18 protein-coding genes and 1 CRISPR repeat array are annotated in these 22,509 nt (G+C 56.6%); of the genes, 13 read left to right on the plus strand and 5 right to left on the minus strand.

The window, feature by feature from the left end; all coding sequences use genetic code 11:
- The first annotated feature begins 213 nt into the window (after positions 1–213).
- From JI75_RS00305 to JI75_RS00315, 3 genes are all read left to right on the plus strand, one after another.
- Complete coding sequence (locus JI75_RS00305) at positions 214–1,386, plus strand: Fic family protein (protein WP_205911728.1); 1,173 nt, start codon at positions 214–216, stop codon at positions 1,384–1,386.
- Between the two features lie 1,003 nt (positions 1,387–2,389).
- Positions 2,390–3,316 (plus strand): 5-bromo-4-chloroindolyl phosphate hydrolysis family protein, encoded by a 927-nt coding sequence (locus tag JI75_RS00310; RefSeq protein ID WP_158407600.1) that lies wholly within the window; start codon positions 2,390–2,392, stop codon positions 3,314–3,316.
- The gene (locus tag JI75_RS00315; RefSeq protein ID WP_039687897.1) at positions 3,309–4,481 is read left to right on the plus strand and encodes a toxic anion resistance protein; all 1,173 of its coding nucleotides are present in this window, start codon (positions 3,309–3,311) and stop codon (positions 4,479–4,481) included. The genes JI75_RS00310 and JI75_RS00315 overlap by 8 nt, the downstream gene beginning before the upstream one ends.
- Before the next feature lie 50 nt (positions 4,482–4,531).
- On the opposite strand, the gene JI75_RS00320 is transcribed toward JI75_RS00315, so the two are convergent.
- The 4 genes from JI75_RS00320 to JI75_RS00335 are packed head-to-tail and all read right to left on the minus strand — an operon-like array spanning position 4,532 to position 7,979.
- Positions 4,532–4,984, minus strand: coding sequence for an Rrf2 family transcriptional regulator (locus JI75_RS00320; RefSeq protein WP_039687899.1), 453 nt, complete (start codon positions 4,982–4,984; stop codon positions 4,532–4,534).
- A complete protein-coding gene (locus JI75_RS00325; RefSeq protein ID WP_039687901.1) occupies positions 4,975–5,820 on the minus strand; it encodes an ABC transporter ATP-binding protein in 846 nt (281 codons plus the stop codon). Before JI75_RS00325 ends, JI75_RS00320 begins: the two co-directional genes overlap by 10 nt.
- Positions 5,817–7,361, minus strand: a complete 1,545-nt coding sequence (locus JI75_RS00330) for an ABC transporter permease/substrate-binding protein (protein WP_039687903.1) — start codon at positions 7,359–7,361, stop codon at positions 5,817–5,819. Before JI75_RS00330 ends, JI75_RS00325 begins: the two co-directional genes overlap by 4 nt.
- Positions 7,362–7,364: 3 nt before the next feature.
- On the minus strand, positions 7,365–7,979 hold the full coding sequence (locus JI75_RS00335; protein ID WP_039687905.1) for a pyridoxamine 5'-phosphate oxidase family protein: 615 nt from the start codon (positions 7,977–7,979) through the stop codon (positions 7,365–7,367).
- 396 nt (positions 7,980–8,375) lie between these two features.
- Here JI75_RS00335 and JI75_RS00340 point away from each other — a divergent pair, with 396 nt between their 5' ends.
- From JI75_RS00340 to JI75_RS00390, 10 genes are all read left to right on the plus strand, one after another.
- A complete protein-coding gene (locus JI75_RS00340; protein WP_039687907.1) occupies positions 8,376–10,691 on the plus strand; it encodes a CRISPR-associated helicase/endonuclease Cas3 in 2,316 nt (771 codons plus the stop codon).
- Positions 10,692–10,921: 230 nt separating this feature from the next.
- On the plus strand, positions 10,922–11,587 hold the full coding sequence (cas5c, locus tag JI75_RS00345) for a type I-C CRISPR-associated protein Cas5c (protein WP_039687908.1): 666 nt from the start codon (positions 10,922–10,924) through the stop codon (positions 11,585–11,587).
- The gene (gene cas8c / locus JI75_RS00350) at positions 11,587–13,395 is read left to right on the plus strand and encodes a type I-C CRISPR-associated protein Cas8c/Csd1 (RefSeq protein WP_240993181.1); all 1,809 of its coding nucleotides are present in this window, start codon (positions 11,587–11,589) and stop codon (positions 13,393–13,395) included. Before cas5c ends, cas8c begins: the two co-directional genes overlap by 1 nt.
- A gap of 27 nt (positions 13,396–13,422) precedes the next feature.
- On the plus strand, positions 13,423–14,331 hold the full coding sequence (gene cas7c, locus JI75_RS00355) for a type I-C CRISPR-associated protein Cas7/Csd2 (protein ID WP_039687912.1): 909 nt from the start codon (positions 13,423–13,425) through the stop codon (positions 14,329–14,331).
- Positions 14,332–14,339: 8 nt separating this feature from the next.
- The gene (cas4, locus tag JI75_RS00360) at positions 14,340–14,996 is read left to right on the plus strand and encodes a CRISPR-associated protein Cas4 (RefSeq protein ID WP_039687914.1); all 657 of its coding nucleotides are present in this window, start codon (positions 14,340–14,342) and stop codon (positions 14,994–14,996) included.
- Entirely contained in the window at positions 14,993–16,024 is a 1,032-nt protein-coding gene (gene cas1c / locus JI75_RS00365) for a type I-C CRISPR-associated endonuclease Cas1c (protein WP_039687917.1), read from the plus strand. The genes cas4 and cas1c overlap by 4 nt, the downstream gene beginning before the upstream one ends.
- An 11-nt stretch (positions 16,025–16,035) precedes the next feature.
- Positions 16,036–16,326: a CRISPR-associated endonuclease Cas2 gene (gene cas2, locus JI75_RS00370; RefSeq protein WP_039687920.1), complete on the plus strand. Its 291-nt coding sequence runs from the start codon at positions 16,036–16,038 to the stop codon at positions 16,324–16,326.
- Between the two features lie 172 nt (positions 16,327–16,498).
- Positions 16,499–17,540: a CRISPR direct-repeat array (repeat unit 33 nt; unit sequence GTCTCCCTCCTCACGGAGGGAGTGGGTTGAAAT).
- A gap of 197 nt (positions 17,541–17,737) precedes the next feature.
- Positions 17,738–17,923, plus strand: coding sequence for a type II toxin-antitoxin system HicA family toxin (locus tag JI75_RS00375; RefSeq protein ID WP_039687922.1), 186 nt, complete (start codon positions 17,738–17,740; stop codon positions 17,921–17,923).
- 39 nt (positions 17,924–17,962) lie between these two features.
- Positions 17,963–18,415, plus strand: a complete 453-nt coding sequence (locus tag JI75_RS08625) for a type II toxin-antitoxin system HicB family antitoxin (protein ID WP_052241461.1) — start codon at positions 17,963–17,965, stop codon at positions 18,413–18,415.
- Between the two features lie 360 nt (positions 18,416–18,775).
- Positions 18,776–20,920 carry a C69 family dipeptidase gene (locus JI75_RS00390; protein ID WP_082019670.1) on the plus strand — a complete coding sequence of 715 codons (2,145 nt, stop codon included), beginning with the start codon at positions 18,776–18,778 and terminating at the stop codon, positions 20,918–20,920.
- Positions 20,921–21,008: 88 nt separating this feature from the next.
- Here the strand turns inward: JI75_RS00390 and JI75_RS00395 are convergent, their stop codons facing one another.
- A complete protein-coding gene (locus JI75_RS00395; protein ID WP_039687926.1) occupies positions 21,009–22,421 on the minus strand; it encodes a helix-turn-helix transcriptional regulator in 1,413 nt (470 codons plus the stop codon).
- Positions 22,422–22,509: the final 88 nt, after the last annotated feature.

Consider the following 22,509-nt stretch of genomic DNA (forward strand, 5'->3'; position numbering starts at 1 on the left):
GCTGCACAATCGTAAAAAGCGCATTGCGTGAAAACACCTCCGGTCGTCCCTGCTCGTGATTCGCAAGGCGGTAGCGAACGTTCTTATGCGTCGTGATCAAAGGTAGTAGTATTTCAGATAGCCTGTGATAGCTCTAACAACATTTTTTATTGAAAAAAAGTTATTAAATACTACAATAAGCACTTAATGACTTTAAAGTGTTGTTAGGGGCAGATGATGCGCTACGAAAACAACGGACAAGGATACCTGAGGAAGAATCTTGCCGGTGAAGCGGCGGAATACACCTCTTTTGTTCCGGCGTCGCTCGCGAGCGTTGTTCCTGTTGAGTTGAGCGAGGAAACGGTAAGGTTGCTGAGCGCCTGCTCCAGAAAGCTCGGCGAGCTTGAGGGTATGCTCCGTTTCGTTCCGAACGCATCGATGTATCTTGCCATGTATGTGCGCAAGGAAGCGCTTCTCTCGGCACAGATCGAGGGAACCCAGTGCACGTTCGATGACATCCTGGATCCCGAAAATACTGAGTTGATCAAGCGCAATGTTGCCGATGTTGTTAGCTATATCAAGGCAACTGAATATGCGGTAGAGCGCATGCAGGAACTCCCGCTCTGCATGCGCCTGCTTAAAGAGGTTCATTCTCAATTACTGGCGGACACGCGCGGTGCGGAGAAGAGTCCTGGCCAAGTCAGATCGTCCCAGAATTGGATTGGTCCAAACGGTTGCGGGCTGAGGGATGCGGCGTTTATTCCGCCGAACGTAGAAGACATGAACGAGGCACTTAGCGACCTGGAGAAGTTCATTAACGATGCAGCTGATGTTGATCCCGTGGTCAAAGCGTCGCTCGTCCATTATCAGTTTGAGACCGTGCATCCATTCCTGGACGGCAACGGGCGTTTGGGGCGTTTGTTGGTAACTCTCTCCTTGATGAATGATGGCGCTCTTAGTGCCGCAGTGTTCTATCCGTCGTATCAGTTGAAGCTTCGTAGGAAGGAGTACTACGAGCGCCTCATGGCCGTAAGAGAAGAAGGCGAGTACGCGCAGTGGGTTGGCTTCTTCTGCGAATGCCTGCTGTCGAGTGCGCAAGACGCTATTGGCTCCCTCGAGAGGCTCGTTGATTTGCATGCGAAGAACACCAGCTTGATAAATGAATCCCTCGGTCGCTCCGTAGCGAATGGGCAGCGTTTGCTGGAACTTCTGGAAAGCAACCCGATTGTTGACGTTTCGTACATTGCGAACAAGCTTGACACAGCGCGCACGACGGCTAGCAACTTAGTGAGTGATTTTGTTGAGCTGGGTATACTTGTACAGCGTGATAAGGAAAAGCAACGCTATAGAACATTCCTGTACGAAGAATATCTAAGTATTCTCAGGCAAGGAAGCGATCCGCTGTAAGGATAACCGAATGCGTTGTATCCGAACGCATGTGCTTCGATTGTGGGAATAATCGACCATTACCGAACTAAGGATACGGAATCGCACGCGAATGGGAGAGCGATTCAGCATTCTGTATTGGCTATACTCGATTAGAGAACCCGCTCATTTCTGTGGCTATTCGACAAGCTGCTAAGGTCAAGACGCCAAAGCCGCGGTTCTTTCGAGGTGGGTCACTCGCCTATTCTTTTCCAGGATTTCTTGACAGAGCTTGTCGAATTGCTGAATCAAGCCTTTCGTCCTCGCATGAGTCATCAGTGCGAAACCTTATGAGGGGAAGATCGTACTTTGCCGTGATTGCGTCTTTCAAGGTGTCTACCATAGTGGAAAGCCTTGTCAGGATTGCTTTTGAATACGACTCTCCACTTGTCTTCATGCGGTTCGATTTGCAGGACCTCGTCAGTTCTATCTCTGCCGTTCAGTAATACCAACCTGTTGCTTTCCGTCATGTTCGCCTCGGTTCAGCGCCTTATGAAATTATAGTGAACAAAGTGGGCGCTAAGCGACCAGCGTGGCAGCGGGCGTCGCCGTAGCGTTGTGTTCACGGTGAGTTCTATCGGCAAAGCGGTGCTGCTTACCTGCTATTCTTGGAAATATGAAAGTTTGCGTCTACTTTCGGACCGCTTGCAGAATGGGGTAGTATTGACAAAAAGAACGACCCATCGGAGGGCGTGTGGCACAGCCGAAGAACATACCTGATCAGATTGGCGAAACGGTCCAGGACGCCTTAGATCACCAGGACTTCAGCAAGATCCAGGACATGGTGCAGCGAAGCATGGGCGCCGCAGTTAGGGGGATCGGCGTTGGTCTCTCGCAGGCTGCCGGGGCTTCTCACAGGGTATACGAAGATTACCGACGTTCCCAGGCCGAGCGTTTGGCGCGGGAGCAGGAGCGGCAAGAGATCGCGCGTGTTTCGCCCTCGCGGTTTGCGGAGCCGCGAAGCCAGAAGGCCTCCGGGGTCGTTATGGCTCTCCTCGGCGGGATTTTCTCCGGCCTGTTCGGGACCGTCGCGCTGGTTGCGTCCGTAGGTGCGCTGGCGGGTGCGGGCGACCTGTTCGCTTCGAGTGCTGCGGTTTTGCTGGCGCTTGCGGGCGCAAGCCTGGGAGTCGCCATCGTAGGGGGCAAGCGCCTGGGGATGATCAGCCGATTCTCTCGATACCGCCGGACCATCGGCGCATCCGAGGCGTTTTCTCTGACCGAGCTGGCAGGCAGCACGGGCCGCACGGCCGCGGCGGTTTCCAAGGACCTTTCGAAGATGATCGAAAGGGGTCTGTTTCTGCAGGCTCACGTCGACCAAAGTGCGGACACGCTGTTCCTTACGGATGCTGCTTACAACACGTTCCGAAATGACCGGGAGGAACAAGCAAAAGAAGAGTACCGCGAGCGCCTTCGTCAGCAGGCCTCAAACGGACGCTCGCAGGAGCGACCCCTCACCGATGCCGAGCGTGAAAAGCTGCGTGAGGGTCGTGAGTTTCTGGAACAGATCCGGGCGCGCATTCCCGACCTGGGATCCGAAGAAGCCAAGAAGAAAGCCGAGGCTATCAGCCTGGTTGCGGACAACATCTTCAACCGAGCCGAACAGGATCCGGACGTCATCGAGGGCCTGGATCAGATGGTGGGGTACTATCTGCCGCTGACCATCAAGCTGCTGGACGCGTACGCCGATCTGGTTTCGCAGCCCATCCAAAGCGAGAGCATCGGCGTGTCCCGACACGAGATAGAGGGCACACTGGAAACGCTGGTTGGCGCGTTCGCGAAGCTTCACGATTCCCTGTTCCGTGATATGACCTGGGACGTTTCCACCGATATATCGGTGTTGAACGCAATGTTGGCGCAAGACGGCTTGGCCGAAGATCCATTCGAGAGGAAAGCGGGACGCAACCATGAGTGACGAAATCAAGCTTACGTTCGACACGGCCGATACCGGCGAGAGCGAGAACAAGGCGGCTGCCATAGTTCGCGAGATGAGCCAGGCCGATGTGCTTGCGCCTGATGCCGCCGCCTCTGTGAGCAAGTTCGAGGACGAGGGCGCCAGCTCGCTTTCCCCCGAGATGTTGGCGCAGGTAGATGCGTTTTCGAAGCAGATAGACCTGCATAGCACGAACGCCATCCTGCAGTACGGTTCGGGCGCGCAGAAGAAGATGGCGGACTTCTCGGAGACCGCATTGAGCAGCGTGCGTACGCAGAACCTGGGCGAGGTCGGAGATCTGCTGGCCGGCGTCGTCACCGATCTGCGCAGTTTCGACGCGGAGGACGAGAAGGGCATCCGCGGCTTCTTCAAACGGGGCGCCAACAAGATCGAGAGCCTGCGCGCGAGGTACGACGACGTCCAGGGCAACGTGGACAAGACCGTGAAAGAGCTCCAAACGCACCAGATCAAGCTGATGAAAGACTCGGCCATGCTGGACAAGCTGTACCAGCTGAACCTGGAATACTACAAGGAACTGACCATGTACATCATGGCGGGCAAGAAGCGTCTGGAGGAAGTGCGTACAGGCGAGCTTGCCGGCCTGGTAGCGAAGGCCCAGGCGTCGGGCAAGACCGAAGACGCGCAAGCGGCGCAGGACCTTGACGTGAAGTGCACGCGCCTGGAGAAGAAGATCTCCGACCTGCAGCTAACGCGGACCATCACGATGCAGACCGCGCCGCAGATTCGAATGGTGCAGGACGGCGAAGCGGTGATGATCGAAAAGATCCAGACCACCATCGTGAACACCATCCCGCTGTGGAAGAGCCAGATGATCCTGGCCCTGGGCATCGAGAACTCCGCGCAGGCCGTGAAGGCGCAGAACGCCGTAACGGATATGACGAACAACCTGTTGCGCAAGAACGCCGACATGCTGCATCAGTCGTCCGTGGACATCGCGCGCGAGACGGAGCGCGGCATCGTGGACATCGAGACGCTGAAGCACACGAACGAGCAGCTGATCAAGACGTTCGACGAGGTTCTGCAGGTGCAGCAGGAAGGCCGCGAGAAGCGTCAGCAGGCCGAGGTGGAGATGCAGCGCATCGAAGACGAGCTGAAGGAGAAGCTGCTGAAGGCCAGCAGCAAGTAGCCGGCGTCGTTCAAAGCCGCTCCTCAGCGAGTCTTTTCTGGGGATCGGCCTCAGCTCCGTTCCGCCCCGCTGTCGCCTGCCCGCCTGCGGATCTCGGCCTCTATGTCTGCGAGGGTGACGGCTTGGAGCTGGTCTTCGAGGGCTTGCTGCGCGCGTGCGAGGGGCCCTTCGATCGCTGCGTGGATGTTTCCCCCCACCGGGCATTGGGGGTGGGGGTTCTCGTGGAAGTGGAAAAGCGAGTCGGCCTCGCTTCGGTCGACCGCCTTCCAGAGATCCAGAAACGTGATATCGCTCAGCGGCCGCGCCACTTCGATACCGGACTTTCCCTTGCTCGAAACGATGATGCCCGCCTTCTTCAGCATGCTCATGATCGTGCGCACCATCACAGGGCTCGTGCCGAGGCTTCCCGCCAGGAAAGTGCTTGTGACAGGGCGCGAGTCGCTGAAGTAGTCGATGGCGCAAACCATGTGCGCCGCCATGGTGAGCCTGCTGGTTATCTGCACAGATCCTCCTTCTTTGCCGCAACCGCCGCCTCCGCCTGCGCCGCTCCGCTGTGCGTGCAGGAGCGCAGTTGCCCATCGTCCAAGTCGCAGGTGCGCCGCTTGCGGGAAACCAGACGGGAGACGAACTCCGTCGCCGGGCGCGCCAGGATTTCTTGCGGCGCGGCATGCTGCTGGATCGCTCCCGCGTCCATCACCAGGACCTTGGTCCCAAGGCGCAGCGCTTCGCCGATATCGTGCGTGACGAACAGGACCGTGATGCCGCACTCCTTGTGGATGCGCGCGATCTCCTCTTGAAGCTGCTCGCGGGTTATCTCGTCCACAGCGCCGAAGGGTTCGTCCATGAGAAGGATGTCGGGAGAGGCGGCAAGGGCGCGGGCGATTCCCACGCGCTGCTGCTGGCCGCCCGAAAGCTCTGCCGGATAGCGCTCGCGCATCTCCCCGGGCAATCCCACGATGTCCATCCATTTGCCGACCGCCTCGTCGGTGCGCTTGCGGTCGCGTCCGTTCAACAGGTCGGGCACATATGAGATGTTCTCCCCGACCGTCATATGGGGGAAGAGGACGCTTCCCTGGATCGCGTAGCCGATATTGCGGCGCAGTGCGATGGCGTCGATGTCGCGCACGTTCGTCCCGCCCACCAACACATCGCCAGAGGAGGGTTCGACCAGGCGGTTCACCATTTTGAGGGCCGTGGTTTTGCCGCATCCCGAAGACCCGACGATGGTTAGGAACTCGCCGCGCGCGACGCGCAGGTTGAAGTCGTGTAGGACGCGTTTCTCGCCGTATGACTTGCTGACGTGCCGGTATTCGATTGCGATATCAGCCGATGCGCTCATTGCAACAGCTCCTTTCCGCGTAGGAACTCCTCCGCCACGTCCTCCGGGCTTCTGCCCATTTCCTCAACTTCGTAGTTCATCTGCGCCATGTCCTGCTCGGTGATGATACCGTCAAGTTTTTCCAATACACCGCGCAGCTCGGGGTGCTCGTCCAGAACCTGGTTGCGCACCACGTTTCCGCACTCGTACGAGGGGAAGAAACGGAGGTCGTCTTCAAGCGTCACGGCATCTGCCGTGCTCAGCTTGCCGTCTGTGGTGAATACCACGAGCGCATCGGCGCTGCCCCGTTCGAGCGCATCGTATTTTAGCCCGATATCGAGCTGTATGGTGCCGCCGAATCGCATGCCGTAGGCTTGGCACAGGGCTTCGTAGCCGTCTTCGCGCTCGAAGAAGTCGGCCTCGGCGCCCAGGCGCAGATCGCCTGCGACTTTCGCGAGGTCGGAGTAAGTTTTCAGGTCGTACTTCTCGGCAACGTCGCTTCTCACGGCTATGCCGTAGGTGTTGCCGAAGCCGTACATGCCCACCCAGCTCAGACCCTTCTTTTCGTAACCGGCCCGAAGCTCTGAGAACTGGTCTTCAGAATAGGTGCCGCCGTTCTTCAGCACCGCGGCCCAACCGGTGCCGGTGTATTCGGGGTACAAATCGAAGCTGCCCGACTCCAGCGCGGGCTCGATGTTGGAAGTGCCCCCGCCTACGCCCTGGGTCACATCGACGTCGAGGTCCGTGTCCTGCTCGATGAGGCGTTCGAGCATGTTTCCCATGATGTACTGCTCGGTCATGGGCTTGGTTGCGATGTGGATAGTCGCGGGCGGCGCGGTGAAGATCCCGGGCAAAAGGATGCATGCCGCAGCGATTCCGCAGATAGCGAGCGCGCCCGCGGCAAGTCGGCGGTTGGTCTTCTTCGCGGCGCGGCTGCGCATCTGCATGCGCTTTTCGGCGAATCCGAGGATGAGGTCGACTACCAGCGCGAGGCCGGCGATAAGGAGGCTTCCCGCCACCGTCATAGCGGCGTTGTTGGTGGTGATGCCGCGGTATATCGCCACGCCCAGTCCGCCCGCGCCGATGAAAGACGCGATGCCCGCCAGCGCTATCGTCATGACCGCCATGTTCCGTATGCCGCTCATGACGACGGGAAGGGCCAGGGGAACCTTTATCCGAACGAGGGTCTGCAAACGCGTTCCGCCCATGCCCTTCGCCGCCTCGATCAAGGCGGGGTCGATGTTGGTTATACCGGTGTGGGTGGCTCTCACCATGGGCAGCAGGGCATAGATCGTGAGGGCGATGATCGCAGTGGCATTACCCACTCCGCTGAGCGGGATCAGGAAGCCCAGCATGCTGATCGAGGGAATCGTGTAGAGGAAGTTCACGGCGGCGAGGGTGGGCTTCGCCGTGCGCTGGCATTCGCTTATCAGGATGCCGGCGACTCCGCCCACGACGATGGCGATCGCAATCGATGCCAGGGAGATCGCGATATGTTCGACCAGCAGTCCGGAGAAGAAATCCCCGCGCGTGGCGAAAAGATTCCAGGTGTCGGCGAGCATACGCTAACTCCTCCGTTTGATGGCGGATACCGGGCAGTTCTCGTAGCACAGGCCGCAGTGCAGGCAGTGCTCCTGTTGGATCTCGAACGGCTTGCTGGGCACGATGCATTGCTGCGGGCAGTTGCGCGCGCATTTTCCGCAGGAGATGCAGGATTCGGTGATGGTGAATCCCTGTACGTGCGCGGGTGCGCCTCCGAGCGAGAAGGTCTGGCGGAAGATGGGGGAGACGCCGAGGTCGAAAAGCTCCGCGCACCCGCTGTCGATGCGGAAGGGGTCGAGCACGTAGCGGGAGTCTTTCGGATACACGTCGTTCATGGAGGGGTTCTCGTCGAAGATACGGTCTATCCAGCCATGCGGATCGTCTTCGATCTTCTTGGCGACGCCGGCCAGTCGAACCATTTTCCAATCCCTGGTCATTCCCACGATGGCCACATGCGGGTTGCGCAACAGCTGGGCGTGGAAGTCCTTGCCTCGCGAGGTGCAGAAGTAAAGCGACCCCTCGTCCACGAGCATCACGTCGATGATGCGGATCTGCGGGAGGCCCTTCTCGTCTACTGTGGCAAATGAAACGTCCTTGATCTCTCGCAGCAAATCAAGGCAGTGCTGTGCATCCGTCATGCATATCCCCCGCTTCTCCGTCGTTTCTGGATGACACCTTACGTGTAAGGTAAATTGTTACATGTAAGGTGTCAATAAAAATATAGCAGGTGTGTTAAGATCTCCACGATCAGGTCAGATCGAAGGATCCAGCAGCTCATTTTCGGGGTCCGAGGGTATATAAGAACGAGAAACCTTAGCGCGGAGGGTGTTGTTGCCGCGTTGTCCAGAAGAGCCGAAGCCGGTCTTTGTCTAGCGAGTTTCATAAGGTCTTAGATGTCTTTAACCCTGGGTTTCAGGGAGCCGAAAAAGCAAAAATATCTTATTCTTTTAGGTGTGCTAATTCTTTGGGTGAGAAAGGTTCATGTAACGAAAGAAGCAGGTGAAAGCGATAAAATAATAGGAGCGTGATCGGAGATGTCTTCGTATGTATCTCATGTTAGCGAGGACGGTTCAAGGCGCGAGCCCATCGAAGTCCATCTAAGAGAAGTGGCGGACATGGCTGCGGAGTTCGCACGTCCGTTTGAGGCTGAAGCTTGGGCTTATGCAGCTGGAATAGCTCATGATATCGGGAAGTACTCTACTGAATTCCAGAATCGCATCTTGCATAACGGGCCAAAGGTCGATCACTCCACAGCTGGCGCGTTCGAGCTTTCGAAAAACCCAATGGCATGGCCTCTGTCTTACTGTGTTGCGGGGCATCATGGTGGGCTCCCCGATAGCGGCGTGCGCGAAGACGATGGCGTTACGTTATTCGGTCGCTTAAGGAAAGCCGAGGAAGGCGACATCCCCTCGTATTCCTCCTTTGCCGAGAGTGTTGAGATCCCGGTCGTTACCGGCCTTCCTTCGGTTTTGTCGAGTCACAAGCAATCTGCCGGCCAGGAAAAAGGGGCAAGGGATCTGAAATTTTCGGCGGCATTCTTCACGCGAATGCTATTTAGCTGCCTGGTCGATGCGGATTTTCTCTGCACGGAGCGCTTCATGAAAGGAGCTGGTCGTTCTGAGCTTTCAGCTAAAAGTATTCCCGAGCTATGCGATATGCTCGAAAACCGACTTGAAAGCTTTTATCCTCCCAAAACGGATCTGAACAAAATCCGCTGTGGAATCCTTGATGATTGCCTGCGCGCCGCGACTGGGCGCGCTGGCGTGTATTCGCTTACCGTGCCGACGGGCGGAGGCAAAACGCTTGCAGCTATGCGTTTCGCCCTACAGCATTCACTCCGGTCGAATGGGGAAACAAGGCGTGTAATCATTGCTGAGCCCTACACCTCGATTATCGAACAGAACGCGGATGTGTACAGGGATATTTTCGGGAAAGAGAATGTTCTCGAGCATCATATGAATTTCGATTTCGATGAGAAGGAGGAGTTGGATTCTTGTAGCGATGCCGATCTCGTTTCCCGATTGAAGCTTGCAACCGAGAATTGGGATGTTCCCATTGTAGTGACGACTAACGTCCAGTTGTTCGAGTCGCTGCATTCAAACAAAACCTCGCGTTGCAGGAAGCTTCACAACATAGCGGGAAGCGTCATTGTCCTGGATGAGGCGCAGATGATCCCCGCCCCGTTCTTGGCTCCATGCGTAAAAGTCCTCGCCGAGCTGGTTAAGTATTATCACTGTAGCGTGGTTCTCTGCTCAGCTACGCAGCCAGCTCTCGAGCGCTTCTTCGAGGAGGAGGGGCTTTCGGTTTCCGAGATAGCAACGAGCGCGAAGGGGCTGTTCGATGCGATGCGTCGTGTAACGTATCGAACCATTGGCGCCATCAACGATCACGATTTAGCCGAGCGCCTTTCTGAATGCGAACAGGTGCTCTGCATCGTTAATAGCCGAAAGCAGGCACGATCCCTTTATGAGCGCATGGCGAATGAGGTCGATGGAAACCAGGATGATCGGGGGATTTATCATCTTTCGACTCTCATGTACCCAGACCACCGCCGCCGTGTCATCGAAAAAATCCGCATGCGTGTGAAATCTTCAGGAGGCTCGTGCGAGGCCTGCCGCGTGGTTTCTACCAGCTTGGTCGAGGCTGGTGTCGACCTGGATTTCCCTGTTGTATATAGGGCCTTGGCTGGAATCGACTCTATTGTTCAGGCTGGTGGTCGTTGCAATCGCGAGGGAAAGAGGGGCTTGGATGATAGCAAGGTCTACGTATTCTGCCCGGCAGAAGCGTACGCCATTCCTCCAGAAGTGAAGCAACGGGCGTCTATCGCGCAGGGTTTTCTAGCCGAAGCTTCGGAATATGTTGGGTTAGTCAAGGATGGAGATGCTGAATTCGATTTCGGCCTTCCCGAGACGATACGAAGCTTTTTCGATCGTCTGTACTTCTTTAAGAGAGCAAATGGAAGCGGGGGCGTAAACGGCCTGGATCGAGAGGGAATACTTGAGCTGCTTTGTCGCTATACGGCTTCAAAGAAGGGGGTGTTCATTCAGTTCGCGGAGGTTGCACGGAAGTTCCAGCTCATAGACCAGGGGTCGTGCCCGGTCATTATACCCGTCCCTGAAATCATGGACGAACTGAGAGCTTTGAAAGAGGGTTGCATATCTCGCATTCCCCTGCGCAAGCTCACCAGATTCTCTGTGAGCGTGTACGACCATGACGTCAAAGCACTGCTGGGGGCTGGTGCCATCGAAGCTGTGTCAGAAGGGGTTTACGTGCTTGCAGATAAGAAGCGCTATCGCGAGGATACTGGTCTTGACCTGGAGGTGCAGGGAGGTGAGGGGATTTGCTGGTGAGAGTGGGCCGCCGAAGCGGTCCAGACTCCGACCATTGAACGCTAACAAATTATTTCAACCCACGCTGCGCATTAGGGGACGCAGCGACGCGCAGCCAATCATGCCAGATCTCTTTCTCAAAAGAAAGGGTGCCAGGCCGTAAGAAAGCCTCTTGACATTCTAATGCGAGAGGAATAGATTGCAGAGTATATTTAAATGCTAACAAATTGAAATTGAAAGGAGGTATAAAAGTGGCTTTTGGAGTTAAGGTCGAGGTCTGGGGTTCGAACGCCTTGATTGCGAGGCCGGAGCTGTCGGTCGAGCGAATGACTTACGACGTCCTCACCCCGAGCGCAGCTCGGGGTATCCTCGAGTCGGTGTACTGGCATCCAGGGATGCGCTATGTCATCGACCGCATTCACGTACTGAACGAGATCAAGCGGACGAGCGTTCGTCGTAACGAGATATCTTCGAAGGCTCAGGCTTCGGCGATGAGGTCGGCGTTAATCAACGGGGGCGCCGCTCCCTACGTTAACGCCAAATCGGATATAGTTCAACGTGCATCGGTGGTGCTTGTCGATGTGCGCTACATCATCGAAGCCCACTTCGAGATGACGGATGCCGCGGGATCGTGCGATAACCCCGGGAAGTTTTGTGATATATTGCGTCGCCGCCTGCGAAAAGGGCAGTGTTATTCGCAACCTTATCTGGGGACGCGAGAATTTGCCTGTCATTGCAGGTTGCTCGAAGACGAGGATATTCCAACGGGGTTTTATGCTCGTGATGGCGAGCGAGACCTTGGATTGATGCTGTTCGATATGGATTACAGCGATCCGAGCGACATCGTTCCGATGTTTTTCCGTGCGGTGATGAAAAACGGAGTCATCGACGTTGCGGGAAGCGAGGTGTATCGCTGATGTTGGCAGCGTTGGCAAGGTATTACGATCAACTTCTCGAAACCCATCCGGAAAAAGTGGCGCGCCCGGGTTGGTGCGCCCGGAAGGTGAAATTCGTTATTCAGCTTTCGAGCGAGGGATCGGTTTACTCCATCGTTCGCGATAGCGAGAAAAACGGCCTTGAAAGAGTCGTTCCCGAGCAAGTGAAGCGTTCGTCGGGCGTTTCTGCGAACTTTCTCTGCGACAACTCTTCGTACTTGCTGGGGATTGATGCGAAGGGTAAGCCCGAGCGTTCGGAGAAGTGTTTTGCGGCAGCTAGAGAGCTCCATTGCGACATTCTCAGGGAGACGGATTCCGTTTGCGCCCGCGCTCTGAGGCTGTTTTTTGAAACGTGGGATGTCGCATCCGCTCGAGAGCACCCCGCAGTTGTTGCGGCTGGAGATGAATTACTTACGGGTGGCAATATTGTGTTCGTAGTAACGCACGGCGGCTCTTCTGAAAGCGCCTTGGATGATGGGGAGATCGTCGAGGCATGGGACAAGCGTTCTGCGCATTCAGACTCCGACGACTCCCCTGTCATGCGTTGTCTTGTCACGGGGGAAAAAGGACCCATCGCGCGCCTTCATCCGATAATTCAAGGGGTTTATGGCGCACAGTCCTCGGGGGCTTCATTGGTGGGGTTTAATTCTCGCGCTTTCGAATCCTATGGGCATGAGGAAGAACAGGGCAGAAACGCACCCGTGAGCATTCGGGCTGCGCGAGCGTATTCTACGGCGCTTAACTATTTACTGAAGGATCGCAATCATCATACGCGTCTCGGCGATACAACGTTGGTGTACTGGGCCGAGCGCTCCGATGATGAAAACTCGGAGCTTTTCGGCATAGCTCTCGGAGACCTAGGCGGAGAGGGCGCATCGAACGTAGAGTTGACGGAGAAGTCGCTGCACGAAACCTTGCAGTCGGTTGCGGAAGGGAAGCACCGTGCTCGGCCCGAGCTCGACACCACGTTCTACGTGGCCGGCCTGGCTCCTAATGCGGCGCGTTTGTCGGTGCGCTTTTTCTTTAAGGATAACTTCGGCGATATCTTGGAGAACATCGCCCAGCATTACAGGCGCATTGCGATTGCGCATCATCCGCAAGATCGAGAATACTTAACGCCTTACCAGTTGCTTCATTCTCTGGAAAACCCTAACGCGAAAAAACCGACAGTAATGTCTGTTTTGAGCGAGCCGCTTATGAGGGCGATCTTGTTCAATGCGCGCTATCCGGAAGCGGCTTACATGCAGGCGCTGCAAAGGACGTTTTCCTCTCAAGATAATGAGGATAAGCGAACGAAAAAAGTTTCAAGGGCGCGCGTTGCGCTTATCAAGGCGTGTTTGCTTAGAAATTATGGTTATGACGAAGAGGAGGTTACGGTGGATCTTAATGAAGGAAGGAGCAGCACAGCGTACGCTCTTGGTCGGACGTTTGCTTTGCTCGAGCAGATTCAGGAAACTGCCAACAAAAGCTCGAACATCTCGGGGCGGTATTTCAATTCTGCATGCGCCACGCCGGGGGTAGCGTTCCCTGCGTTGCTGAGGCTTACCAGTGCCCATCTTCAAAAGATCGGGCGAGATAACCCCGGGCTTGCTCACTACTTCCGAACCCAGCTTGCCGGCATGATCAAAGAAGATAGAGTGTCTGCGTTCCCCAAACGGCTTTCTTCCGCTGAACAGGGAAATTTCTTGCTTGGGTATTGGCATCAGCAGCAAAAGCGTTACGAGAAGAAGGAGAAAGTCGGCTCCGATTCTTCCGATCAGGTTCAGTCCGATCAACCTTCCGACGTTTAAGTCCGATTGCACGACAGGAGATAAATTATGTCTGATCCGATTAAGAACCGCTACGATTTCGTCGTTTATTTCGATGTCGAGAACGGAAACCCAAATGGTGACCCCGATGCGGGCAATATGCCGCGCGTTGACTCTGAGACGGGGTACGGCTTGGTAACCGATGTGTGCTTGAAGCGGAAGATTCGCAACTACGTTGAAATGGTGCGCGAGGGTCAAAAAGGGTTCGAGATCTACATCAAAGACGGGGTGCCGCTCAACCGTAGCGATATGCGCGCTTTCGAGAGCCAGGGGATTGAGGCTGGCGAGGTTACCAAAGATTCGATCAAGAAACTTAAGAAGGACGACCCGGAGCTTGATGCAAAACTGCGGGACTACATGTGCCAAACTTTCTTCGATGTTCGCACGTTCGGTGCGGTTATGACCACGTTCGTTAAGAATTCCCTGAACTGCGGTCAGGTGAGAGGTCCCGTGCAGCTTACGTTCGCCCGAAGCGTCGACCCCATTGTGCAGCAGGAGGTCACAATCACACGCGTAGCCATCACAACGGAAGAAGCGGCAGAAAAGAAAGAAACGGAGATGGGCCGAAAGTGCATCGTTCCTTATGCTCTGTATCGATGCGAAGGGTTCGTGTCCGCCAACCTCGCTCGTAAGACAACGGGCTTCTCTGAAGATGACCTGGAGCTTCTTTGGGAAAGCATCATAAACATGTTCGAACATGATCGCTCTGCGGCTCGTGGGAAAATGGCGATCAGGAAGCTTGTTGTTTTTAAGCACGATTCGGAATTCGGAAACGCTCCGGCGCATAGCTTGTTTGATTTGGTGCGTGTTCAGCGGAAAGAGGGAATGGAGGCTCCCCGGTCGTTTTCGGATTACGAGGGCATCGTTGTTGACGAAGCCGCTGTCCCCGAGGGGGTTGAGGTTATTCTCAAGCTATAGGAACCCTTATGTTTGACGAAGATAGGTACCTGGCTCTTTCCGGTATCCAGCATTTCTCATTTTGCCGAAGACAGTGGGCCCTCATACACATCGAACGAGTTTGGGCTGAGAATCTGCTCACCGTGCAGGGGTCCCTTATGCACGATCGGGCTCATGATGAGGGTATTCGAGAGCGCCGAGGCAGCATGATCTCGGTGCGGGGGCTCAACGTTCATTCGCGAAGGCTTGGCATTTGGGGTAAATGCGATGTCGTCGAATTTCATCTTGATCCTGAAGGCCATCCTCTCGCTGGGGAGGATGGCCTTTGGCGCACGGTGCCCATCGAATACAAGCGCGGATCGGCGAAGCTTGTCGATGCAGATCGTTTGCAACTTTGCGCGCAAGCAATGTGCCTTGAGGAGATGTTCGCCGAAGATATAAAGGTGGGATATCTTTTCTACGGGCAGACAAGATCTCGTGAACGCGTTGATATGACCGACGGCTTGCGGACCGAGGTCGAGGGTCTGCTCTCTGAGATGCAAGGTCTTTATGATAAGCGATACGTTCCCCGCGTTAAGCCGTTTGCGGCGTGCAGGTCGTGCTCTCTTTGCAAGTTATGCCTTCCGAAAACGAGCGGAATGCAGGTCGGGTCTTACATAGAGAAGAGTTTGGAGGGCTCGCTATGAGGCGCCTGTTGAACACCCTGTATATTCTGACGGAGGATGCCTATCTTGCCCTCGATGGAGACAACGTTGTCGCAAAGCAAGGAGGGGCCGAGTTGGGGAGGGTTCCCCTTCATACGCTCGAAGGTATTCAGGTGTTTTCATATGCGGGCGCGAGTCCCGCTCTGATGGGGGCGTGCGCCGCAAAAGGCATAGCGATGGGGTTTTACGATCGGCATGGTAGGTTTCTTGCGGATGTCCAAGGGGAGTTCGTGGGTAATGTGCTGTTGCGGAAAGCTCAGTACGAAAGCGCCTTTGACGAGGAGAGATGCTTGGCGATCGCTCGGAATTTCATTCTTGGAAAGGTGTTCAATTGCAAGTGGATCTTAGAAAGGGCGCTGCGAGACCATGGCTTACGGATCGATGCTTCGTCGGTGAAGGAAGCTTCTAGTAGGCTGAGTGCCTCGTTAACGGAAATTCGCTCATGTCGCTCTCTCGAGAGTCTACGTGGGATAGAAGGAGACGCGGCGGCCGTTTACTTCGGTGTTTTCGATGAGCTGATTTTGCGAGAAAAAGAGACCTTTTACTTCAGAGGCCGCACGAGACGGCCCCCTCTTGATGCGGTAAATGCAATGCTGTCTTTGTTCTATACCGTGTTGGCTCGAGATTGTTCAGCTGCTTTGCGCGGGGTAGGCTTGGATCCTTACATGGGGTTCTTGCACGTTGAAAGGCCGGGACGTCGCTCCCTTGCTTTGGATTGCATGGAAGAGCTGAGGCCGGTTTTGGTTGATCGATTCGTTCTTTCGGCGGTAAATAACCGGGTGGTGAATTCCAGCCATTTTCAAATGCGAGAGACGGGCGAGGTGGGTCTGAATTCGGAAGGACGGCGGGTGCTTTTCGATGCCTGGCAGAACAAGAAACGGGAAAGTATGACGCATCCGTTCGTAAAGGAGAAGATCCCGTGGGGGCTGGTTCCGTTTGTTCAAGCCCAATTATTCGGGAAGTTTCTTCGAGGGGACCTCGATCAGTATCCTCCGGTATTTTGGAAGTAAGGAGGACGGCTATGATGCTTCTCGTTACGTACGACGTTGACACCGCCGATTTAGCGGGCGAGAGACGTCTTCGAAAGGTCGCCAGGGTATGTGTGAGTTACGGGCAGCGAGTTCAAAACTCGGTTTTCGAGTGCGTTGGCGACGCTTCAGTAATTGAGAAGATGAAGTCCGAGCTTCTTTCAGTTATCGATACGGATAAGGATAGCTTACGGTTCTATAATTTAGGAAACGGCTACCATTCCAAGATCGAACATCACGGGGCCAAACCGTCTTACGATGCCGAAGGGTTCTTAGCGCTATAGCTCTCAAATTCGGTGGGATGCCGGTGCGAACAGGGGGCTGTCAGGGTTTTCCTGGGAGGTTCGCACCGGTCTTTACGCTTAATGTTGCCGAAAAAAAATCTCGATGAGCGTTTTTCTTCCTAGGTAGGTCAAGATATAGGGTCGACTAGGCTCTTTGCTACAATTTGTAGCGGTCTCCCTCCTCACGGAGGGAGTGGGTTGAAATTTTTTACATAAGTAGTACACGAAATCCGCATAATCGTCTCCCTCCTCACGGAGGGAGTGGGTTGAAATGGCCTCAACCCCCAGTATAGAAAATAAGGGTTGGTCTCCCTCCTCACGGAGGGAGTGGGTTGAAATTTATCGACCTTGGCGGAAAGGTTGGAGAGCGTGGTCTCCCTCCTCACGGAGGGAGTGGGTTGAAATTGGCGCTGCGCTTCCTCGTTTGCTGCGTTCGCGGGTCTCCCTCCTCACGGAGGGAGTGGGTTGAAATTAGAGCAGAGGGCCTTTTTGGCGTCGCTGGAGCCGTCTCCCTCCTCACGGAGGGAGTGGGTTGAAATTCCCTTCGATCGAGCCAGTTGTTGAACACTTGGGTCTCCCTCCTCACGGAGGGAGTGGGTTGAAATCGCTCGCCCCTCCGCGAAGCGTCGGCGACTCGTCGTCTCCCTCCTCACGGAGGGAGTGGGTTGAAATGAAACCGATTTCACGCGTCCAAAAATGCTCTAAAAGTCTCCCTCCTCACGGAGGGAGTGGGTTGAAATCCGCCGCCGCGAACCCGTCACGCGGCTCCATTAGGTCTCCCTCCTCACGGAGGGAGTGGGTTGAAATACCTCCTCTACCTCGTTGTTTACTCAATTGAGTAAGTCTCCCTCCTCACGGAGGGAGTGGGTTGAAATGCGCGTCGGCCTCCCTCCGCTGGGAGGAGCTGTCCGTCTCCCTCCTCACGGAGGGAGTGGGTTGAAATGTGCCCGACTTCGTCGTCATGAACACGCTCTTGCCGTCTCCCTCCTCACGGAGGGAGTGGGTTGAAATCCGCAGTCGGTGCATCGTCCCTTGGTGCGCTCGATGTCTCCCTCCTCACGGAGGGAGTGGGTTGAAATGGAGCGTGGTGCGAGTCCGAGGGCCTGCAGATCAGTCTCCCTCCTCACGGAGGGAGTGGGTTGAAATCTGACGGCGCTCATCGTCTACCAGGCGATCGACCTGTCTCCCTCCTCACGGAGGGAGTGGGTTGAAATATCTGGCCTTCGTATGAGCCTTACCTATCGCGCTACGTCTCCCTCTTCACGGAGGGGGAGTTCCGAAATGAATGCTGGTTGAGAGTTGCATGATTCTGGAGATGTGTTCCGCATTAAAAATATTACGGAGCGCAATAAACCTTTTGTCTAATTATTGTGTGACGCTATAATTATATCGGCAGGAGAGGAGGAGGGGGATGCCGCTAACAGCGAGGGAGGCTGCGAGGCTAATCAGAAGGAACGGCGGCAGGTTTGTAAGGCACGGCGGTAGGCATGATATCTACGAGACCGCAGATGGGACGGAGATACAGGTGCCGCGCCACGCGAAAGACCTAAGCCCAGGGGTGGAGCGGGACATAAAGGAAAAGCTGGGACTGAGATAAGTTCCGGCACCACCCTCTTTCGAACGATAGGAGAGATCGATGAAGTACATATACGAGGCGATCATAGAGCCCAGTGGGAATTGGCTCGAGGTCCGTTTCCCCGACTTCGGTATTATCACGCAGGGCGAGGATATGCAGGACGCAGCGTACATGGCGCAAGACCTCCTTGAGAACCACATCGTCATGGCATTACGGAAGGGCCGCTCTCTTCCTGCGCCCACATTCGGTAACGATTGCAGCGATGCGGGGTATCGTATGGGCATTGTGGTGGATTGCGATGAAAGCACACCGCAGGTCGATACGATGACCGTAAACGAGGCGGCTGATATTCTCGATGTATCCCCGACCCGTATCAGGGCGATGATAAGTAGCGGCATTCTCAAGAGCCAGAAGGTCGGCATGGTTCACATGGTGGACGCGCAGAGCGTCATGAACAGGTTCAACGAACCCGCGCGCGCGGGTCGGCCCAAGCGTGAGGCAGCGCTGGCATAGCGTGAGCGGGACGAGGGCGCATGGTCCTTACTGCGACAGCATCGTTCTAGCAGGGAGCGATACCGTTGCCGCTTACGTCCGACATTCCTCGTGGAGGGAGGCCAATTGGATATCGGAGCGCTATCGCTGTGATTCCGGTTCGTCCTTTGCGGAAATGCCGGGAAGATCATTCCCGGCTTCCATCGAAGGCTTTTCGAAACGTCGGTGATCCTGCTTTTTCTTCTACCCGCCTATAGTTTTAGTCATCTTTCATGATTCCGCCACAAGTTGCGAAGTTGTATAATTCCGATTTAACACCAGATCCGTCGAAGGAATCATGGAAGAGACGCAATCGCTTGCTTCTGGGAGGAGATGCGCTTTATGAGTACGACGATGAAATGGGGCAAGGGGAGTTTCGGGAAGGTTATCGCTGCGGCATCCGCCACAGCGCTGGCGTTTTCCCTGGCGTTCCCCCTAAGCGCACTTGCTTGTACGCAGGTCTACGTCGGCCCTGGTCTTACGGACACCGGCGACGTCTACGTCGGTCGCGCGGAGGATTATGCGGCCCGCCACCCCAAGGCGTTCGGGATCCAGGAGCCTCGCGTTAACCCCGAGTTCTCATCCGACGAATCCAACTTCAAGTGGACCTATCCCAAGACGACGTTCCGCTACACGTATGTGCGCGACCTTCCTTCCGGCTGGGATAACCGCACCGACGCCTACTCCGAAGCGGGCACCAACGAGAAGGGCGTCAGCGTTTCGGCCACCCTCACCACGGATTACAACGACAAGGTCAAAGCCGTCGATCCCTGTGGCAGCGAGAGCTACTCCGACATCAGCGGCTTGGGCGAATACACCATCGCCGATATCGTGCTGGCGTGCAGCTCCACGGCCCGCGAAGGCGTTGAGCTCCTGGGTTCGATCATCGACACCCACGGCAGCTACGACTGCAATCAGATCATCATCGCCGACAACACCGAAACCTGGTTGTTCGCCCAGCTCTCGGGACATCAGTGGATCGGCATCAACCTGACGGCGGCCTATCCCGACAAGGTTTCGGTGAATCCCAACATCGGGCAGCTCAAATACAAGATCGACCTCTCCGACAAGAACGTCTGCCTGCACTCCGAAAAACTCGAGGAGACCGCTAAGGCGGCCGGCAGCGCTGTCTATTTCGATGACGGCTCCCTCGATGTCGCCACCTCGTACGGCAGCGACAAGCCCGGGACCTCCCAATACACGCGCCTCGCACAGGGCCGCGTCTACTTCGGCTCCCCGTTGGCTGACGGAAGCTACACGATGGGTGACAAGGGCGTGACCTCCGTGAGCGACCCCCAGCTTCTGTTCGCCCCCGGGAACGGCAAGATCGACCTGTTCACCGCGCTGCGCTCTTTCGCTGCGCGCGGCGAGCAGGATAGCACCCTCAACGCCAACACCAACGCCGGCTTCTACGCCATCGGCAACAACCGCACGGTTGAAACCCATATGTACCAGATCCGCAAGGGCCTGAGCGCCGATATCGCCACCATCCAGTGGGAAAACCTCTCGCGCTCCGAGTTCGGCATCGCGGTTCCCAGCTACTCTGCTCTGCTTACCCAGGTCAACAAGGATATCTATCCTGCTATCGACAGCTGGGACGAAAAGCATACGGGCACTAAGGAATCGGTTGACAGCGTCGATGCCGCTATGGACGCCTCGACTGATAACGGCTCCCTCGACTACGTGCTGATGGACATCAACACGCTTGCCTACAACAACCGCGACAAGCTTGCCGGCAGCACCCGCACCTACCTCGACGCTCTGCAAAAGCAGCTGATCGCCCAGCAGGCGGTGGTCGACGAGATCATGCAGAAGACGCCTGCCGCCGAGCGCACGGATCTGGCCAACAAGCTGCACGATCGGGCGAGCTCCGAGACGTATGCGAAGGCGAAGGCCCTGCTTGATGACATGCGGGCATACCTGAAGGGCGATCAGTCGGCTCCCTTCGTCCCCAGCGATCTTGACGAAGCCACCGGGCTTCCGAAGACCCCGATCAGCTATGCGACCCCCTTCGTCGCTCCCGTCTTTGTCGCCGAACCCGCAGATGCGACCGTTGAAAAGGGAAGCGCCATCACGCTCAGTGCTCAGGCGAACATCCCCGACGGCGTCGAGGGAAGCGAGTCTCATCTCGCGTACGAGTGGTTCGATGCGGATAATCCTGCCGCCCCCATCGCTACGGGAAGCAAGCTGGACATCGACACTTCGACGGTTGGTTCGGCCAGTTACTACTGCGTGGCCACTAACGATACTTCCGGCCTGAAGGCGACGTCGCGAACCGCTGCCATCACCGTGTCCGAGCCCCAGGCGGCTCCCGGCACGAAGACGGAAACGACGCAGAAAACGATGGCTTCCTCGGGTGACAAGGGTGCCCACAAAGCCCCTCAGACGTCCGATCCTCTGAGCCCCGTGGCCCCGATCGCTCTGACGGCTGTTGGCGCAGCGCTTGCCGCCGCGGCCTCCCTTCGCGCAAGGAAGGACGGGAAGTAGGCGGAAGCAAAGCGGACGGAATACCGTTTGACGGCGCGGGAGGGGACGTTTCCTCCCGCGCCGATTTTTTTGATGCCCGCCGCGCGAGCTACCGGCCTCCCTCCAAGAGGTCGAACAGCTCGCCCTTGCTGTGGATGCCGATCTTCCTGTAGATGTGGCTGATATGGGCCTTCACGGTGCCCTGCGAGACGAACAGCGCCCGCTCGATATCGGCTACGGTCATGTGCTGGGCAAGCAGCTGCAGCACCTCTTCCTCGCGCGGGGTGAGTCCGAACGAGCGCGACAGGTCCGAGGCCCGCATGGCGGACTGGCTTGCCTTCGATTCGTCTTCGAGCGAGTCGTCCAGCACGATGCCCCACTTCGCCGACAGCCCGCGCTCGGTGAAGAAGATAACCAGGAACGCCAACACCACGACGATCGCGATCGCATCGTACAGCGTGCCGCTTTCGTTTTGTCCCAAGTGGGACGACGCAACGAAGAAGGTGAGCCAGCCCGCCAGCTCGACTAGGTAGCGAATGCCGCGCTCGATGCCGTTCAGCCACACGGCGCTGACGCCGAATCGATACGTGATGTTGCTGAGGACGATCATGATGTACATCGACAGCATGGTGTAGCCGGCGTCATAGCAGAAGGCCATGATCTGGCCGTTTCCCCCGAATGCGGGCATGACGAACAGAAAGCCGACAATGAACAGGGGGAATGCGAGCTGGTACACCGTGTCGAAGTTGAACCACTTCGAAGCGGACAGCACGCCGAAGAACACCAGCGCCGTAACGAACAGGGCTCCGGCGATATTGCCGCCGACCAGCGGTTGGTTGGGCAGCGCCCCGAATGCGGCGGCGAAGGTGCATGTCGCCATGAGCACGATGGGCTTCCAGGGGATCGACTTCGCGTCCCCGGTGACAGACGGGCGCCCCAGCTGCTTTTCGGGCAGCCGCTTCATGCTGGCGTGAACGCAGGCGAAGCATACAGGCGGCAAAGCGATCGCGAATATCACGAGATGAGACGTGTCGAGCCCCATGAACAGCCATTTGATGGCCTCGCCAAGCGAGATCGCGAGGGCATGGTACAAGGCGACCCTCAGCGGGTTGAGCGAGCCGTAGAACTCGGCCCACATGAGAATGAGCGCTCCCAGACCGGCTCCGCCCAGCACCAACCCGCCTATGCGAAGGGCGGGGGATTCGAGCGCGAAGCATCCGAACGAGAGCAAAGCGGCCCCCGCAGTCATGAGCGCGGCGCATGCGACGTGGGTGCGCGGGCGCTGCCAGAGAGGTCCCATCCTGCCGGCGGCGAATGCAAGCGCCAGCGACGCGATGCCGATGGCGCTTTCGAACAGGAAGTAATCGGACACGCCGATGCCGGGGAAGGCGTCGAAGCGAAAGAATATGGACAGCCAGGCGCGATAGAGGCCAACGCCGAGGAACACGAAGGGAATGGCCGATACGCGCCCGAAAGCCGACCTCCAGTGGGCGGCGAATTCTCGATGCTGATGCGCGTCCATACCCCTCCTGCATGAAACGACGGCGCCGGTTCCGCTTCGATCGGGCGACCTCGTGCGAACGAGCCTTCATTGTAGGGGTTTTTCACGG

The organism is Berryella intestinalis, assembly GCF_000814825.1.
Classification (GTDB): Bacteria; Actinomycetota; Coriobacteriia; order Coriobacteriales; family Eggerthellaceae; genus Berryella; species Berryella intestinalis.

What these genes read in the sequence shown, in the direction of transcription:
- JI75_RS00305 (WP_205911728.1), top strand. Translation starts at nt 214, where the DNA reads ATGATGCGCTACGAAAACAACGGACAAGGATACCTGAGGAAGAATCTT.
- JI75_RS00310 (WP_158407600.1), top strand. Translation starts at nt 2,390, where the DNA reads ATGGCTCTCCTCGGCGGGATTTTCTCCGGCCTGTTCGGGACCGTCGCG.
- JI75_RS00315 (WP_039687897.1), top strand. Translation starts at nt 3,309, where the DNA reads ATGAGTGACGAAATCAAGCTTACGTTCGACACGGCCGATACCGGCGAG.
- JI75_RS00325 (WP_039687901.1), bottom strand. Translation starts at nt 5,820, where the DNA reads ATGAGCGCATCGGCTGATATCGCAATCGAATACCGGCACGTCAGCAAG.
- JI75_RS00330 (WP_039687903.1), bottom strand. Translation starts at nt 7,361, where the DNA reads ATGCTCGCCGACACCTGGAATCTTTTCGCCACGCGCGGGGATTTCTTC.
- JI75_RS00335 (WP_039687905.1), bottom strand. Translation starts at nt 7,979, where the DNA reads ATGACGGATGCACAGCACTGCCTTGATTTGCTGCGAGAGATCAAGGAC.
- JI75_RS00340 (WP_039687907.1), top strand. Translation starts at nt 8,376, where the DNA reads ATGTCTTCGTATGTATCTCATGTTAGCGAGGACGGTTCAAGGCGCGAG.
- cas8c (WP_240993181.1), top strand. Translation starts at nt 11,587, where the DNA reads ATGTTGGCAGCGTTGGCAAGGTATTACGATCAACTTCTCGAAACCCAT.
- cas7c (WP_039687912.1), top strand. Translation starts at nt 13,423, where the DNA reads ATGTCTGATCCGATTAAGAACCGCTACGATTTCGTCGTTTATTTCGAT.
- cas4 (WP_039687914.1), top strand. Translation starts at nt 14,340, where the DNA reads ATGTTTGACGAAGATAGGTACCTGGCTCTTTCCGGTATCCAGCATTTC.
- cas1c (WP_039687917.1), top strand. Translation starts at nt 14,993, where the DNA reads ATGAGGCGCCTGTTGAACACCCTGTATATTCTGACGGAGGATGCCTAT.
- cas2 (WP_039687920.1), top strand. Translation starts at nt 16,036, where the DNA reads ATGATGCTTCTCGTTACGTACGACGTTGACACCGCCGATTTAGCGGGC.
- JI75_RS00375 (WP_039687922.1), top strand. Translation starts at nt 17,738, where the DNA reads ATGCCGCTAACAGCGAGGGAGGCTGCGAGGCTAATCAGAAGGAACGGC.
- JI75_RS08625 (WP_052241461.1), top strand. Translation starts at nt 17,963, where the DNA reads ATGAAGTACATATACGAGGCGATCATAGAGCCCAGTGGGAATTGGCTC.
- JI75_RS00390 (WP_082019670.1), top strand. Translation starts at nt 18,776, where the DNA reads ATGAGTACGACGATGAAATGGGGCAAGGGGAGTTTCGGGAAGGTTATC.
- JI75_RS00395 (WP_039687926.1), bottom strand. Translation starts at nt 22,421, where the DNA reads ATGGACGCGCATCAGCATCGAGAATTCGCCGCCCACTGGAGGTCGGCT.